The organism is Phytopseudomonas daroniae, assembly GCF_004327275.1.
In the GTDB taxonomy this organism is placed as follows: Bacteria; Pseudomonadota; Gammaproteobacteria; order Pseudomonadales; family Pseudomonadaceae; genus Aquipseudomonas; species Aquipseudomonas daroniae.
The window spans coordinates 508,983-524,578 of sequence record NZ_QJUJ01000002.1 but is presented as its reverse complement, the minus strand read 5'-3'; the positions used below and the strand labels follow the sequence as shown (position 1 = coordinate 524,578).

Genomic DNA, 15,596 nt, shown 5'->3' with positions numbered 1-15,596 from the left:
GGGGCGCCTAGCCTTGCCGGCGATAGCGGTGGCGAGGCCCACGCAGGAGTAGCGGGCAAAATCGTATCGCCGGCAAGCCGGCTCCTACAGGTTAGCGGTGCAGTGTGTAGGAGCGCGGCCCGGCGCAGGGGCTTTTGTCCCATTCGGCACTGAACAGGCTTAGCGATACGCCCTTGCCAGGAATGGCGACAAAACCGAGAGGTGCACTACGTTCGCCATCGCGGGCGATGTAGGTGAAGGTGCCGCAGGTACCGTGATGATTACTGAGGATCAGCGATTCAGGGTCGGCGCCCGCGCCTCGCACATAGTCTTTCATCATCTCTACCGAGATCGGGTTCGGCGGCGCGCCGGTAAGGTGCCAACGGCTACCACCGAACAGCAGAATGCAACCCAGTATGGCCAGGCCCCAAACCGCCAGCCGTTTGAAACGCTTTGCGGTTTTCTGCATTTCCAGCACATCGCGATAATCCATCCCTTTCCCGCCCGGCTCTCCGGATCGACAACGATCCTACCCACTCGACATTAACCGGGCTGCCAAGCAGGCCACGATTCAGCGACCTGCATCGCCCTGCTGCGTCAGGAATGCGGCCACTGCATCCGCGGCCGACTCCAGGTGCTGCTCATGGCTGTACCCGGAGACCTTCAGCGGTTTGAGGTCGTGATCCCCCGCGGTCAGCCAACACAGTTCAATGGCGCGCGATAGCTGATAGCTCGCCACGCTATGGCGGTCGCCCATGGCATCGCGCTCGCCCTGGACGATCAGGGTCGGCGTCTTGAGGTCGGCCAGGTGGGCGGTGCGTGGTTTGTCGGCCTTGCCGATGGCGTGGAAGGGGTAGCCCAGGCAGATCAGGCCATCAGCACCCAGCTCGTCGGCCAGCAGGCTGGCCATGCGACCGCCCATGGACTTGCCGCCGATGGCCAGCGGCCCAGTGACCTGTTGTCGCACGGCGGCATGCACCTCGCGCCAACGTTCGAGCAGTTTCGCCTGGGGATTGGGTGGGCGTTTCTTGCCGTCCTGCCGGCGCGCGGCCATGTAGTCGAACTCGAAGCGCACCACCGTCAGCCCACGGGCGGCGAGCTTGCCTGCCATCAGGTTCATGAAATCGCTGTCCATCGGCGCACCCGCGCCATGGGCGAGGATCAGTATGGCCAGGCTCTCACCCGCAGGCCGATCCCATAGCAGCCCCGCCTCCTCGCGCCCCTGCGCGCATTGACCAGCGTCAATACCGCCCTTGTGCCCATTGCTCATGCTTGCCTCGCTCATAAAAGCCCTTCAATAACGTGCGGATATGCCAATCCGCGCGGGGCTGCTTCGAAAGATCTGCCCATAACCGTGGATGGAAACCCAGACATGAACACAACAACCAGTTCCGCCTATAACTACAAGGTGGTTCGCCAATTCGCCATCATGACGGTGGTGTGGGGCATAGTCGGGATGGGGCTCGGCGTGCTTATCGCAGCGCAGCTCGCCTGGCCGTGGCTCAACTTCGATCTGCCCTGGACGAGCTTCGGTCGCCTGCGACCACTGCACACCAACGCGGTGATCTTCGCCTTCGGTGGCTGCGCCCTGTTCGCCACCAGCTACTATGCCGTACAGCGCACCTCACAGGCCACGCTGTTCGCGCCCAGGCTGGCGGCCTTCACCTTCTGGGGCTGGCAACTGGTAATCCTGCTGGCGGCCATCAGCCTGCCGCTGGGCTACACCAGTTCCAAGGAATACGCCGAGCTGGAATGGCCGATCGACATCCTGATCACCATCGTCTGGGTCAGCTACGCGATCGTGTTCTTCGGCACCATCTTCAAGCGCAACGTCAGCCATATCTATGTCGGCAACTGGTTCTTCGGTGCCTTCATCCTCACCGTGGCCTTGCTGCATGTGGTCAACAATCTGGAAGTGCCGGTCACGCTGACCAAGTCCTACTCGCTGTATGCCGGCGCCACCGATGCGATGATCCAGTGGTGGTACGGCCACAACGCGGTGGGCTTCTTCCTCACCGCCGGCTTCCTGGGGATGATGTATTACTTCGTGCCCAAGCAGGCCGGGCGCCCGGTGTACTCCTATCGCCTGTCCATCGTGCACTTCTGGGCATTGATCACCCTGTACATCTGGGCCGGCCCGCACCACCTGCACTACACCGCGCTGCCGGACTGGGCACAGTCGCTCGGCATGGTGATGTCCCTGGTGCTGCTGGCACCGAGCTGGGGCGGCATGATCAACGGCATGATGACCCTGTCGGGCGCCTGGCATAAGTTGCGCACCGACCCGATCCTGCGCTTCCTGGTGGTCGCCCTGGCGTTCTACGGCATGTCGACCTTCGAAGGCCCGATGATGGCCATCAAGACCGTCAACGCCCTCTCCCACTACACCGACTGGACTATCGGCCACGTGCACGCCGGCGCCCTCGGCTGGGTGGCGATGATCTCCATCGGCTCGCTGTACCACATGATTCCCAAGGTGTTCGGCCGCGAGCAGATGCACAGCCTGGGCCTGATCAACGTGCATTTCTGGCTCGCCACCATCGGCACCGTGCTGTACATCGCCTCGATGTGGGTCAACGGCATCGCCCAGGGCCTGATGTGGCGTGCAGTCAACAGCGACGGCACCCTCACCTACTCCTTCGTCGAAGCTTTGGAGGCCAGCCATCCCGGCTTCGTGGTACGGGTGATCGGCGGTGCGATCTTCTTCGCCGGCATGCTGCTGATGGCCTGGAACACCTGGCAGACCGTGCGCGCCAGCAAGCCAGACGAGCTGGAAGCGGCTGCGCAGTTCTCGGTAGGAGGTGCCCACTGATGAAACACGAAATCATCGAAAAGAACGTCGGCCTGATGGCTCTGTTGATGGTGTTCGCCGTCAGCATCGGCGGCCTGACGCAGATCGTCCCGCTGTTCTTCCAGGATGTGGTCAACGAGCCGGTGGCCGGCATGCAGCCCTATACAGCGCTGCAGCTCGAAGGCCGAGACGTGTACATCAAGGAAGGCTGCGTCGGCTGCCATTCGCAGATGATCCGCCCGTTCCGCGCCGAGACCGAGCGCTACGGTCACTACTCGGTGGCGGGCGAAAGCGTCTGGGATCACCCCTTCCTGTGGGGCTCCAAGCGCACCGGCCCGGACTTGGCACGAGTCGGCGGCCGCTACTCGGACGAGTGGCACCGTGCGCACCTGTACAACCCGCGCAACCTGGTGCCGGAGTCGAAGATGCCGTCCTACCCCTGGCTGGTGGAGAACACCCTCGACGGCAAGGACACCGCCGCCAAGCTGAAGGCCATGCGCTTCCTCGGCGTGCCCTACAGCGACGAGGACATCGCCGGCGCCGCGGCTGCGGTGAAGGGCAAGACCGAGATGGACGCCCTGGTCGCCTACCTGCAAGTGCTCGGCACTGCCTTGAAGAACAAGAGGTGATTCCATGCTTTTCGACCTGATCGACATCGGCATGCTGCGTGGCATCGGTACCGTACTGGTGCTGGTCGCCTTCACCTGCGTGACGCTGTGGGCCTACAGCGGCAAACGCGCCAAGGCCTTCGACGATGCGGCCAACCTGCCCTTCGCCGATGAACCCAACAGGCCGTTGAAAAACGTAGACGAGGCCGCCGGCGCGAGGCAAAAGCAGGCGAAAAAGCGGAGTGTACGAGTAGTACATGAGCATTTTGAGCCTGCTTTTAACGACGCGACGGCAACGCAGGTAGTTTTTCAACAGCCTGTTCAATCTGCAGCATCGAGGACTGACACCCCATGAGCACCTTCTGGAGCTGGTACATCACGCTGTTGACGGTTGGCAGCCTGGTCGCATTGTTCTGGCTACTGTTCGCCACCCGCAAAGGGGAACGCAAGAACACCACGGATCAGACCATGGGGCATGCCTTCGACGGCATCGAGGAATACGACAATCCCCTGCCGCGCTGGTGGTTCATGCTGTTTCTCGGCACGCTGATCTTCGCAGCCGGTTACCTGGCACTGTACCCGGGCCTGGGCAACTTCAAGGGCCTGCTGCCGGGCTATGAAGATGGCTGGACGCAAGTCGCCCAGTGGGAGCGCGAAGTGAGCAAGGCCGATGCCCAGTACGGGCCGATCTTCGCCAAGTATTCGGCCATGTCCCTGGAGCAGGTGGCGCAGGATGAACAGGCGCTGAAGATGGGCGGCCGACTGTTCGCTACCTATTGCTCGATCTGCCATGGCTCGGACGCCAAGGGTGCGGTGGGTTTTCCCAACCTGACGGATCAACACTGGCGCTGGGGCGGCGACGCCGAGACCATCAAGACCACCATCCTCAATGGCCGCATCGGCACCATGCCGGCCTGGGGTGAAGTGCTCGGCGATGACGGCGTGCGCAACGTCGCTGCCTACGTGCGTAACGGCCTGGCCAGGCTACCGTTACCGGAAGGCAGCAATGCCGACCTGGAAAAGGGCAAGCAGTTATACGACAGCACCTGCGTCGCCTGCCATGGCCAGACCGGCAGCGGTATGGTGCTGCTCGGCGCACCGAACCTGACTCACCCAGGCGGCTGGATCTACGGGTCGAGCCTGGCGCAGTTGCAGCAGACCATCCGCTACGGCCGTAACGGTCAGATGCCGGCCCAGGAGCAATACCTGGGCAACGACAAGGTGCATCTGCTGGCTGCCTACGTGCTGAGCCTGAGCCACAATCAGGCTGCTGGTGAGATGAACGCCGAATAAGCCGTAGCGGGTGTTGAGCGAAGCGATATCCAGGAAGCCGGTACCCGGGTTTCGCTTCACTTTACCCAGGCTACAAAAGCCAGTCGCCCGTCCGTAGCCTGGTGCTGAGCGCAGCGATGCCCAGGGAGCGATTCCCGAACCATCACTTCACTCGCTCCTGACCACTCGCGCTGCCAAAACCCCGGTCAAATGGTCGCAGTCACTCTGCTGCCTACCGCGAGCAAATCACCCCTCCTGTCCGCCATCCGGCATCCGAAGCGCCCTCTCCCGGCAGAAAGCGCGCGACAGAAAGCTTGCACCACATTTCCCACGCATTGCACCGCCTGAGCCCGTCGGGGATACTCGCGCCGCCTGAAACGCCCATCGCCGCAACAGCAGCACCCAAGCCCAGCGTGGAACCCAGCATGAGCACAGCAAGCAGTCCGGCTGCGTACAACTACAAGGTCGTCCGCCAGTTCGCCGTGATGACGGTGGTCTGGGGTGTATTCGGCATGGCGCTCGGCGTGTTCATCGCCGCGCAGCTGGTATGGCCGCAGTTGAATCTGGACATGGAATGGACGAGCTTCGGTCGCCTGCGCCCCCTGCACACCAACGCGGTTATCTTCGCCTTTGGCGGCTGCGCGCTGTTCGCCACCAGCTATTACGTGGTGCAGCGCACCTGCCAGGTTCGGCTGATGTCCGACCGCCTGGCGGCCTTCACCTTCTGGGGCTGGCAGGCGGTGATCGTCGCGGCGGTGATCAGCCTGCCGCTGGGCTACACCAGCAGCAAGGAATACGCCGAGCTGGAATGGCCGATCGACATCCTCCTGGGCATCGTCTGGGTCGTCTACACGGTGGTGTTCTTCGGCACCATCGCCAAGCGCAGGACACGGCACATCTACGTCGCCAACTGGTTTTATGGGGCTTTCATCCTGGTCACCCTGATGCTGCACGTGGTCAACAGCGCTGCGGTGCCGGTCAGCCTGTTCAAGTCGTACTCGGCGTATGCCGGCGCCACCGATGCGATGATCCAGTGGTGGTACGGCCACAACGCCGTGGGCTTCTTCCTCACCACCGGCTTTCTGGGAATGATGTATTACTTCGTGCCCAAGCAGGCGGCGCGACCGATCTACTCCTATCGCCTGTCCATCGTGCACTTCTGGGCACTGATCACCTTGTACATCTGGGCCGGCCCGCACCACCTGCACTACACCGCCTTGCCGGACTGGGCCCAGAGCCTGGGCATGGTGATGTCGATCATCCTGCTGGCGCCGAGCTGGGGCGGCATGATCAACGGCATGATGACCCTCTCCGGCGCCTGGCATAAGCTGCGCACCGACCCGATCCTGCGCTTTCTGGTGGTCGCCCTGGCGTTCTACGGCATGTCGACCTTCGAGGGGCCGATGATGGCCATCAAGACGGTCAACGCCCTCTCCCACTACACCGACTGGACCATTGGCCACGTGCATGCCGGCGCCCTCGGCTGGGTGGCGATGATCACCATCGGCTCGCTGTATCACCTGATTCCCAAGGTGTTCGGTCGCGAACGGATGCACAGCCTGGCGGCGATCCATGTGCACTTCTGGCTGGCGACCGTCGGCACCGTGCTGTACATCGTCGCCATGTGGGTCAACGGCATCACCCAGGGCCTGATGTGGCGAGCCGTGAATGAGGACGGCACGCTCACCTACTCCTTCGTCGAGTCCCTGGAGGCCAGCCACTACGGCTACGTGGTACGCATGATCGGCGGGGCGATCTTCTTCAGCGGCATGCTGCTGATGGCCTGGAACACCTGGCGCACCATCCGTGCTGCCCAACCGGCGCAGTACGAGGCCGCCGCGCGGATTCCCGTTGCCCACTCCGGGAGTGCGAACGGATGAAACACGACATCATCGAAAAGAACCTCGGCCTGATGACCCTGCTGATGGTCATCGCAGTGAGCATCGGCGGCCTGACCCAGATCGTCCCGCTGTTCTTCCAGGACGTGGTCAACGAACCCGTCGCCGGCATGCAGCCCTATACCGCGCTGCAGCTCGAAGGCCGCGACGTGTACATCAAGGAAGGCTGCGTCGGCTGCCATTCGCAGATGATCCGCCCGTTCCGCGCCGAAACCGAACGTTATGGTCATTACTCGGTGGCGGGCGAAAGCGTCTGGGATCATCCCTTCCTGTGGGGTTCCAAGCGCACCGGGCCAGACTTGGCACGAGTCGGCGGCCGTTACCCGGACGAGTGGCACCGCATGCACCTGATCAACCCGCGCAACCTGGTTCCGGAATCGAAGATGCCGGCCTATCCCTGGCTCGAAAAGAAAACCCTGGATGGCACGCTGACCGCCGAGAAGATGAAGGTGATGCGCGGCTTCGGCATTCCCTACAGCGATGAAGACATCGCCAAGGCCAGGGAAGCGGTCGAGGGCAGGAGCGAGCTGGACGCCCTGGTCGCTTACCTGCAGGTGCTCGGCACCGCCATCCAGAACAAGCGGTGACCCATGCCTGCCTTTCTGAGCGACATCGGCACCATCCGCGGCATCGGCACCGCAGTGGTATTCATCGCCTTCGTCGCGGTGGTGCTCTGGGCTTACAGCAGCAAGCGTAAATCGGGCTTCGACGAGGCGGCCAACCTGCCTTTCGCCGACGAGCCGAAAGCTGCCGACAAAGGCGAGAACGACGCTGCCGGGAGCGACAAGCCATGAGCACCTTCTGGAGCCTGTACGTCGCGCTGCCCACCCTCGGTACGCTATTGGCCCTGACCTGGCTGATCTTCGCCACCCGCAAGGGCCAGCGCCCCGACAACACGGATCAGACCGTCGGCCACAGCTTCGATGGCATCGAGGAATACGACAACCCGTTGCCACGCTGGTGGTTCCTGCTGTTCGTCGGCACGCTGGTATTCGCCGTCGGCTACCTGCTGCTCTACCCCGGCCTGGGTAACTTCAAGGGGCTGCTGCCGGGCTACGACGACGGCTGGACGCAAGTCGCCCAATGGGAGCGCGAGATGGCCGTCGCCGATGCGCGCTACGGCCCGCTGTTCGCCAAGTACGCCGCCATGCCCATCGCCGAAGTGGCCAAGGACGAACAGGCGCTGAAAATCGGCGGCCGCCTGTTCGCCAACACCTGCTCGGTGTGCCACGGCTCCGACGCCAAGGGCGCCTTCGGCTTTCCCAACCTGACCGATGACGACTGGCTGTACGGCGGCGACCCGGACACCATCAAGACCTCCATCATGCAGGGCCGCCAGGGCGTGATGCCTGGTTGGCAGCAGATTCTTGGCGATGACGGCGTGCGCGACGTCACGGCTTACGTGCGCAGCCTTTCCGGCCTGGAGAATCCTGCGGATATCGCCGTGGATCCGGACAAGGGCAAGCAGCTGTACGCCACCAGTTGCGCCATGTGCCACGGGCCCGAGGGCAAAGGCATGCAGGTGCTCGGCGCGCCCAACCTGACCGACCAGGTCTGGCTGTATGGTTCCAGCTTCGCCCAGGTGCAGCAGACCATCCGCCATGGCCGCAGCGGCCAGATGCCGGCGCAAAAGGACTTTCTCGGCAACGACAAGGTGCACCTGCTGGCCGCTTACGTGTACAGCCTGTCGCAACGTGAGAAAGAACCGGCGGTGGAGCGAACCCAGGAGAACGAGTGAGTGCACTGATCTGGGTCAGGGCGGGGTTTCGATGCTGCGCCTAGGATGGTCACGCCTGATCCCTGCGACGGGTAGCCGCAAGCCCTGCCGGGGCTGGAGGCGTACCATCGGCGCAGCGAACGATCACGACCGGCAAGTATCGGTCGCGACATGCCCGACCAACCGTTGCGGTAGCCATCGATGAGCCAACAGATCCCCGTCAAGAACGTCACGCCCGCTGCCGCCGGCGAGACCATCGACCTCTATGCCAGTCGCGAGAAAATCCACACCCGCGCCTTCAGTGGTTTCTACCGCAATCTGCGCCGGGTCGGCGGCGCCCTGTTGCTCACCCTTTACTTCGGCACCGTGTGGCTGAACTGGAACGGCCACCAGGCAGTGTGGTGGAACCTGCCGGAGCGCAAGTTCCACATCTTCGGCGCCACCTACTGGCCCCAGGATTTCGTACTGCTCTCGGCGCTGCTGATCATCGCCGCCTTCGGGCTGTTCTTCATCACCGTGTTCGCCGGCCGCGTGTGGTGCGGCTACACCTGTCCGCAGAGCGTATTCACGTGGATTTTCATGTGGGCGGAAAAGGTCACCGAGGGCGACCGTAACCAGCGCATGAAGCTCGAAAGAGCCCCCATGAGCACCGGCAAATTTCTCCGCCGCTTCGCCAAACACGGCATCTGGTTAGGCGTTTCACTGGCCACTGCACTGACCTTCGTGGGCTACTTCTCGCCGATCCGCGAGCTGCTCGGCGAACTGGTCACCTTCGAGGCCAGCGGCTGGGCGCTGTTCTGGATCGGCTTCTTCACCCTGGCCACCTACGGCAACGCCGGCTGGCTGCGCGAGCAGGTGTGCATTCACATGTGCCCTTACGCACGTTTCCAGAGTGTGATGTTCGACCAGGACACCCTGATCGTTTCCTACGACCCCCGCCGTGGCGAAGCCCGCGGGCCGCGCAAGAAAAGCGCCGATCACAAGGCCCAGGGCCTGGGCGACTGCATCGACTGCACCCTGTGCGTGCAGGTCTGCCCCACCGGCATCGACATCCGCGATGGCCTGCAGATCGAATGCATCGGCTGCGCCGCGTGCATCGATGCCTGCGACAGCATCATGGACAAGATGAATTACCCACGCGGGCTGATCAGCTACACCACCGAGCACAACCTTTCCGGGCAGAAGACCCAACTGCTGCGCCCACGCCTGATCGGCTATACCATTGCGCTGCTGGCCATGTTCGCGTTGTTCGGCTGGGCGCTGAACAACCGCCCCCTGGTCGAACTGGACGTGCTCAAGGATCGGGTACTCTACCGGGAAAACGAGCTGGGTCGGATCGAGAACGTCTACACCCTGAAGATCATGAACAAGGCGCAACAGGACATCGTCTACCGCATCGAGGCCGACGGCCTGGACGGCCTGCTCTACGAAGGCCGCCGCGAAGTCCGCGCGCTGGCTGGCGAAGTGCTGGCGATCCCGGTGGAACTGTCCATCGACGCCGAAAAACTGCCGTCCAGCACCAACGAAATCACCTTCCGCATCCGCGCCACGGATGACGAGAGCATCCACAACGACGCCAGCAGCCGATTCATCGGCCCCAGCGTCCGCTGACAGAACAGGCCCCGCCATGACCGAAGATGTCCAACCCGCTCCCTGGTACAAGCAGTTCTGGCCGTGGTTCCTGATCGCCCTGCTCGGCTACTCGGTGATCCAGGGGCTGACCCTGTTGACCGTCGCCACGCGCAATCCGCCGGGGCTGATCTCCGACGATTATTACGACGTCGGCAAGGGCATCAACCAGTCGCTGGAACGCGAGAACCTGGCCGTGCGCCTGCAACTGCGCGCCACCCTCGACCTCGATGACGAGCGCGGCATCGCCGAATTGCAGCTGCATGGCAACAGCGCCCCGCAACAACTGGTGCTCAACCTGGTGTCGCCGACCCAGCCTGAGCGCGACCGCCGCGTAGTGCTGCAGCATCAGGGCGAAGGCCTGTATCGCGGCAACCTGCAGGACAGCGTGCAAGGCCGGCGTTTCGTCGAGCTGATCGGCCAGGAAGGCGGTCAGGACTGGCGCCTGTTCGAGGAGGAAACCCTGCAATCCGGCCAGAGCATCCAGCTCGGGGATGAACACTGATCGACGCCTCAGCCTCCGGGACGGCGCCACTCGTTCACGCCAGCCCAACGCCCTGCTACCACTGCGGCCTGCCAGTATCCGCTGGCACGCGTTTCGCGGCCGTGGTGCTGGGGCAATCTCGTGAAATGTGCTGCCCCGGCTGCCAGGCGGTGGCCGAAACCATCGTGCAGAACGGCCTGGAGCATTACTACAGCCACCGCAGCGAGGCCGCCAACAATCCGCAGCAATTGCCCCAGTCCCTGCCAGATGAGCTGGCGCTGTACGACCGCAGTGACGTGCAACAGCCCTTCGTCGAACACCACGGCGAACTGAGCGAAACCAGCCTGCTCATCGAAGGCATCAGTTGCGCAGCCTGTGGCTGGCTGATCGAGAAACACCTGCATGCCCTGCCAGGTATCGCCGAAGCGCACCTCAACCTGTCCAATCACCGCCTGCAGGTGCGCTGGGACGCAACCATATTGCCGCTCAGCCAACTGCTCGGCGAAATCCGCCGTATCGGCTACGCCGCCCATCCCTGGCAGGCCGATGCGGCAGCCGAGCAGTTGACCCGCGAAAACCGCCGCGCCATGCGCGAGCTGGGTGTAGCCGGGCTGCTGTGGATGCAGGTGATGATGGCGAGCATGGCCACCTGGCCGGAGTTCAACATCGACCTCAGCCCGGAACTGGACACCATCCTGCGCTGGGTCAGCCTGTTTCTCACCACCCCCATCGTCTTCTATTGTTGCGGCCAGTTCTTCCGGGGCGCCCTGCGTGATCTGCGCACCCGCCATCTGAGCATGGACGTATCGGTGTCGCTGGCCATCGGAGGCGCCTACACGGCAGGCATCTGGTCCACCGTCACCGGCCACGGCGAGTTGTATTTCGATGCCGTGGGCATGTTCGCCCTGTTTCTGCTCAGCGGCCGCTACCTGGAACGCCGTGCCCGCGAACGCACCGCGGCGGCCACCGCGCAACTGGTCAAGCTGCTGCCGGCCTCCTGCCTGCGCCTGGATGAACGAGGCCAGAGCCAGCGCATCCTGCTCAGCGAGTTGCGACTCGGCGACCGGGTACTGGTGCCGCCGGGCGCGCTGTTGCCCGCCGACGGCCGCGTGCAGGAAGGCCATTCCAGCGTCGATGAATCCCTGCTGACCGGCGAGTACCTGCCGCAGCCACGCACGATTGGTGATGGCGTCACTGCCGGCACCCTCAACGTCGAAGGCCCACTGACCGTCGAAGTGCAGGCGCTGGGCGACGCCACCCGGCTGTCGGCCATCGTCCGCCTGCTGGAGCGCGCCCAGAGCGAAAAACCGCGCTTGGCGGAAATCGCCGACCGGGTCGCACAATGGTTCCTGCTGATCGTCCTGGTGGTGGCCGCCATCGTCGGCCTGGTCTGGTGGCAACTCGACCCCTCGCGGGCATTCTGGGTGGTGCTCGCCCTGCTGGTTGCCACCTGCCCCTGCGCCCTCGCCCTGGCCACGCCAACCGCCCTGACCACCGCCACCGGTACCCTGCACAAACAAGGCATGCTGCTGACCCGCGGCCACGTACTGGAAGGTCTGGAGCAGATCGACACACTGATCGTCGACAAGACCGGCACCCTCACCGAAGGTCGCCTGACCCTGCGGGCGATACACCCGCTCGGCGCACTGGATGGCGATGCCTGCCTGGCCCTCGCCGCCACCCTGGAAAGTCAGTCCGAACACCCCATCGCCCGCGCCTTCGGCCATGCTGCAGCCCGTGCCGAGGAACTCGAAAACATCCCCGGCCTGGGACTGCAAGGCGTGGTGAACGGTCGCCGCCTGCGCATCGGCCAGGCCGGGTTCGTCAGCGCGCTCAGCGCCAGCCCGGCACCCGATATTCCGGGGGATCAGGGTCAGTGGTTGCTGCTGGGTGATGAGCACGGCCCACTGGCCTGGTTCGTCCTCGATGACCGCCTGCGTGACGATGCGTCGGAGCTGATCGAGGCCGCTCGGACGCGTGGCTGGCAGATTCTGCTGCTGTCTGGCGACAGTTCGCCGATGGTCGGCGAAGTCGCCACTCAGTTGGGTATCGAGCAGGCCCGCGGCGGCCTGACGCCGGATGCCAAGCTGGCCATCCTTCGTGAGCTCCAGGCCCGGGGGCGGCGCGTGCTGATGCTCGGCGACGGTGTCAACGACGTGCCGGTACTCGCCGGCGCCGATATCAGCGTGGCCATGGGCTCGGCCTCCGACCTGGCCAAGACCAGTGCTGACGCCGTGCTGCTGTCCAACCGCCTGGGTAGCCTGGTCGACGCCCTGCGCCTGGCCCGTCGCACGCGCATCATCATCATCGAGAACCTGGCCTGGGCCGGGCTGTACAATGGCCTGGTGCTGCCCTTCGCCGCCCTGGGCTGGATCACACCGATCTGGGCCGCGCTGGGCATGTCGCTCAGTTCATTGCTGGTGGTGCTCAATGCGCTGCGTCTGGCGAGGTGCTAGCGATGTGGATAGATATGCCGATAGTCGATTCTCGTAAGCTGGGTCACGCTTCATCGAGCCACGCGGAACACCTCTGCCATGCACTCAATTCAGGCTCAGAGAAACGATCATGTCAGCCCTATACATTCTGATTCCCGTCGCGCTGCTGCTGGTCGCCTTCGCCGTGTGGCTGTTCTTCTGGGCGGTGGACAGCGGCCAGTACGACGATCTCGACAGCCCCGCCCACCGCATCCTGTTCGACGACGATGACCCGCGCCACAAGGCCGCCGTGGAACAGGCCAACGAGCCAGACCAGAAACCCCATGACTGACCTGCTGCCACAGCTGCTGTCCGCGCTGATTCTCGGCCTGCTCGGCGGCGGCCACTGCCTGGGCATGTGCGGCGGGCTGATGGGTGCCCTGAGCCTGGCCATCCCGGCCGAACAACGCAATCGACGCCTGCATCTGCTGCTGGCCTACAACGCCGGACGCATCCTCAGCTACGCACTGGCCGGCCTGCTGCTCGGCCTGGCGGGCTGGGCGCTGGCCAGCGGCCCGCTGGCGATCGTGCTGCGCGGGATCGCCGGCTTGCTGTTGATCGCCATGGGGCTTTATCTGGCCGGCTGGTGGAGCGGGCTGACGCGTATCGAAGCGCTCGGGCGTGGCCTGTGGCGGCATCTGCAACCCCTCATCCGGCGCTTCATGCCAGTCATCAGCCCGTCTCGTGCGCTGGTTCTCGGCGGCCTGTGGGGCTGGCTGCCCTGCGGGCTGGTCTACAGCACCCTGCTATGGGCGGCGAGCCAGGGCGACGCCCTGCATAGCGCCGCGCTGATGCTGGCATTCGGCGTCGGAACCCTGCCGGTGCTGTTGGCCACCGGCCTGGCGGCCGAGCGCCTGGGCAGTCTGCTGCGCCAGCGTGGCGTGCGTGTGGCCGGCGGCCTGCTGGTGATGCTCTTCGGTATCTGGACGCTGCCCGGCCCGCACCAGCACTGGCTGATGGGGCACTAGCATCGCGTCACAGATCAGCTGTCAGTCGAACGACTTCTCGTGGATACCGTCTTGACCCCAGACCTGCAAGGGCCGTTCGGAGTCAGAGGGCCCACTTGCTAGGAGCGTCGCCCCAGCGCGAATCGATGGCGGCCTTATCGCAATATCCGGTGTTACGCATGCAGAACCGTAGGGTGGGTTAGCCGCCTGTCACATTGACTGACGGTTTTACTATCTCTGTTGCGGCGTAACCCACCATCGGCGCAACACGCTCTGTCGCCTGTTCACTCATGGCCGGCAGGCACACGCCCAGCGGTAGCGCTGCCGCTGTGCCGCCATGACTCAGATCAAAAAGACCGAACCGGGCGCCGCCTAGACTGCCAGCACTCAACGCTGAAGCGGAACTCACCATGCTCGACGCCATCCAGTGGGATTCCGACCTGATCCGCCGATACGATCAAGCCGGCCCGCGCTACACCTCCTACCCGACCGCCGTACAATTCCATGACGGTGTAAGCTCCTTCGATCTGCTCCATGCCCTGCGCGACAGCCGCCGTGCCCTGCGCCCGCTGTCGCTGTACCTGCACCTGCCGTTCTGCGCCAACATCTGCTACTACTGCGCCTGCAACAAGGTCATCACCAAGGATCGCGGCCGCACCCAGCCTTATCTGCAGGCGCTGGAACGGGAAATGGCGCTGGTCGGCCATCACGTCGACAAACGCCAGCACATCGAACAGCTGCACCTGGGCGGCGGCACTCCGACCTTTCTCAGCCATGACGAATTGCGTCGGCTGATGGACAAGCTGCGCGAACACTTCGCCCTGCTCGACGACGATTCCGGCGACTACAGCATCGAGATCGACCCTCGCGAGGCGGACTGGTCGACCATGGGCCTATTGCGCGAACTGGGCTTCAATCGCGTCAGCCTCGGCGTACAGGATCTCGATCCCAATGTGCAGCGCGCCATCAATCGCCTGCAGAGCCTCGAGGAAACCCGCGCGATCATCGAGGCGGCGCGCACCCTGCAGTTCCGCTCGGTGAACATCGACCTGATCTACGGCCTGCCGCAACAAACGCCGGAAAACTTCGCCCATACCGTGCAGCAGGTGATTGCCCTGCAACCGGATCGCCTGTCGCTGTTCAACTACGCCCACCTGCCGGCACGCTTCATGCCGCAGCGGCGCATCGACAGCCGTCAGTTGCCCAGCGCAGCGAACAAACTGGCCATGCTGCAAGGCAGCATCGAGCAGTTGGCGAGCGCCGGTTACCGCTACATCGGCATGGATCACTTCGCCCTGCCCGACGACGAGCTGGCCAGCGCCCAGGAAGACGGCAGCCTGCAACGCAACTTCCAGGGCTATACCACCCACGGCCATTGCGACCTGATCGGCCTCGGCGTCTCGTCGATCAGCCAGGTCGGCGACCTGTATTGCCAGAACAGTAGCGATCTGGCCACCTATCAGGCCAGCCTAGGCAACCACCAACTGGCAACCCAGCGCGGCCTGCTGTGCAACGACGACGACCGCGTGCGCCGCGCCGTGATCCAGCAACTGATCTGCCACTTTCACCTGGATTTCTCGGCAATCGAGCAGCGCTTCGCCCTGAACTTTCGCAGCTACTTCGCCGACACCTGGCCGGCCTTGCAGCAGATGGATCGCGACGGCCTGATCGAATTGAGAGACGGCGGCATCGAAGTGCTGCCGGCCGGGCGGCTTATGGTGCGTTCGCTGTGCATGCTGTTCGACCGTTACCTGAGCGAACAGAATCTGCAGCGTTTCTCGCGGGTGATCTGATGTG

Annotated in this window: 15 protein-coding genes and 1 pseudogene; 14 read left to right on the top strand and 2 right to left on the bottom strand. The window is 63.9% G+C overall.

Features of this window, described 5'->3' with window-relative positions; translation table 11 throughout:
* Positions 1 to 91: 91 nt before the first annotated feature.
* Together DNK10_RS07595 and DNK10_RS07590 are read right to left on the bottom strand one after the other, a co-directional pair.
* Positions 92 to 472, bottom strand: coding sequence for a hypothetical protein (locus DNK10_RS07595; RefSeq protein ID WP_131182302.1), 381 nt, complete (start codon positions 470 to 472; stop codon positions 92 to 94).
* Positions 473 to 550: 78 nt separating this feature from the next.
* Positions 551 to 1,249, bottom strand: coding sequence for an alpha/beta family hydrolase (locus DNK10_RS07590; RefSeq protein WP_131191112.1), 699 nt, complete (start codon positions 1,247 to 1,249; stop codon positions 551 to 553).
* 102 nt (positions 1,250 to 1,351) lie between these two features.
* Here DNK10_RS07590 and ccoN (DNK10_RS07585) point away from each other — a divergent pair, with 102 nt between their 5' ends.
* The 14 genes and pseudogenes from ccoN (DNK10_RS07585) to hemN all read left to right on the top strand — a co-directional run bounded on the left by ccoN (DNK10_RS07585) (position 1,352) and on the right by hemN (position 15,592).
* Entirely contained in the window at positions 1,352 to 2,791 is a 1,440-nt protein-coding gene (ccoN, locus tag DNK10_RS07585; protein ID WP_131191111.1) for a cytochrome-c oxidase, cbb3-type subunit I, read from the top strand.
* Positions 2,791 to 3,399 carry a cytochrome-c oxidase, cbb3-type subunit II gene (gene ccoO, locus DNK10_RS07580; RefSeq protein ID WP_131182305.1) on the top strand — a complete coding sequence of 203 codons (609 nt, stop codon included), beginning with the start codon at positions 2,791 to 2,793 and terminating at the stop codon, positions 3,397 to 3,399. The genes ccoN (DNK10_RS07585) and ccoO (DNK10_RS07580) overlap by 1 nt, the downstream gene beginning before the upstream one ends.
* Positions 3,400 to 3,403: 4 nt before the next feature.
* Positions 3,404 to 3,577 (top strand): annotated as a pseudogene (locus tag DNK10_RS26140) (cbb3-type cytochrome oxidase subunit 3); the annotation flags it as partial.
* A gap of 152 nt (positions 3,578 to 3,729) precedes the next feature.
* Complete coding sequence (gene ccoP, locus DNK10_RS07570) at positions 3,730 to 4,671, top strand: cytochrome-c oxidase, cbb3-type subunit III (RefSeq protein ID WP_131191110.1); 942 nt, start codon at positions 3,730 to 3,732, stop codon at positions 4,669 to 4,671.
* 404 nt (positions 4,672 to 5,075) lie between these two features.
* Complete coding sequence (gene ccoN / locus DNK10_RS07565) at positions 5,076 to 6,530, top strand: cytochrome-c oxidase, cbb3-type subunit I (RefSeq protein WP_131191109.1); 1,455 nt, start codon at positions 5,076 to 5,078, stop codon at positions 6,528 to 6,530.
* The gene (gene ccoO / locus DNK10_RS07560) at positions 6,527 to 7,135 is read left to right on the top strand and encodes a cytochrome-c oxidase, cbb3-type subunit II (protein ID WP_131191108.1); all 609 of its coding nucleotides are present in this window, start codon (positions 6,527 to 6,529) and stop codon (positions 7,133 to 7,135) included. Before ccoN (DNK10_RS07565) ends, ccoO (DNK10_RS07560) begins: the two co-directional genes overlap by 4 nt.
* A 3-nt stretch (positions 7,136 to 7,138) precedes the next feature.
* On the top strand, positions 7,139 to 7,342 hold the full coding sequence (locus tag DNK10_RS07555; protein WP_131191107.1) for a cbb3-type cytochrome oxidase subunit 3: 204 nt from the start codon (positions 7,139 to 7,141) through the stop codon (positions 7,340 to 7,342).
* A complete protein-coding gene (gene ccoP, locus DNK10_RS07550) occupies positions 7,339 to 8,286 on the top strand; it encodes a cytochrome-c oxidase, cbb3-type subunit III (protein WP_131191106.1) in 948 nt (315 codons plus the stop codon). The genes DNK10_RS07555 and ccoP (DNK10_RS07550) overlap by 4 nt, the downstream gene beginning before the upstream one ends.
* A gap of 180 nt (positions 8,287 to 8,466) precedes the next feature.
* Positions 8,467 to 9,876, top strand: coding sequence for a cytochrome c oxidase accessory protein CcoG (ccoG, locus tag DNK10_RS07545; RefSeq protein ID WP_131191105.1), 1,410 nt, complete (start codon positions 8,467 to 8,469; stop codon positions 9,874 to 9,876).
* Positions 9,877 to 9,892: 16 nt separating this feature from the next.
* Entirely contained in the window at positions 9,893 to 10,399 is a 507-nt protein-coding gene (locus DNK10_RS07540) for a FixH family protein (RefSeq protein WP_131182312.1), read from the top strand.
* The gene (locus DNK10_RS07535; protein WP_131191104.1) at positions 10,399 to 12,834 is read left to right on the top strand and encodes a heavy metal translocating P-type ATPase; all 2,436 of its coding nucleotides are present in this window, start codon (positions 10,399 to 10,401) and stop codon (positions 12,832 to 12,834) included. Before DNK10_RS07540 ends, DNK10_RS07535 begins: the two co-directional genes overlap by 1 nt.
* Positions 12,835 to 12,943: 109 nt before the next feature.
* Positions 12,944 to 13,144 carry a cbb3-type cytochrome oxidase assembly protein CcoS gene (gene ccoS / locus DNK10_RS07530; RefSeq protein ID WP_131182314.1) on the top strand — a complete coding sequence of 67 codons (201 nt, stop codon included), beginning with the start codon at positions 12,944 to 12,946 and terminating at the stop codon, positions 13,142 to 13,144.
* The gene (locus DNK10_RS07525; RefSeq protein WP_131191103.1) at positions 13,137 to 13,820 is read left to right on the top strand and encodes a sulfite exporter TauE/SafE family protein; all 684 of its coding nucleotides are present in this window, start codon (positions 13,137 to 13,139) and stop codon (positions 13,818 to 13,820) included. Before ccoS ends, DNK10_RS07525 begins: the two co-directional genes overlap by 8 nt.
* A 389-nt stretch (positions 13,821 to 14,209) precedes the next feature.
* Positions 14,210 to 15,592 carry an oxygen-independent coproporphyrinogen III oxidase gene (hemN, locus tag DNK10_RS07520; protein ID WP_131191102.1) on the top strand — a complete coding sequence of 461 codons (1,383 nt, stop codon included), beginning with the start codon at positions 14,210 to 14,212 and terminating at the stop codon, positions 15,590 to 15,592.
* The last annotated feature ends 4 nt before the right edge of the window (positions 15,593 to 15,596 follow it).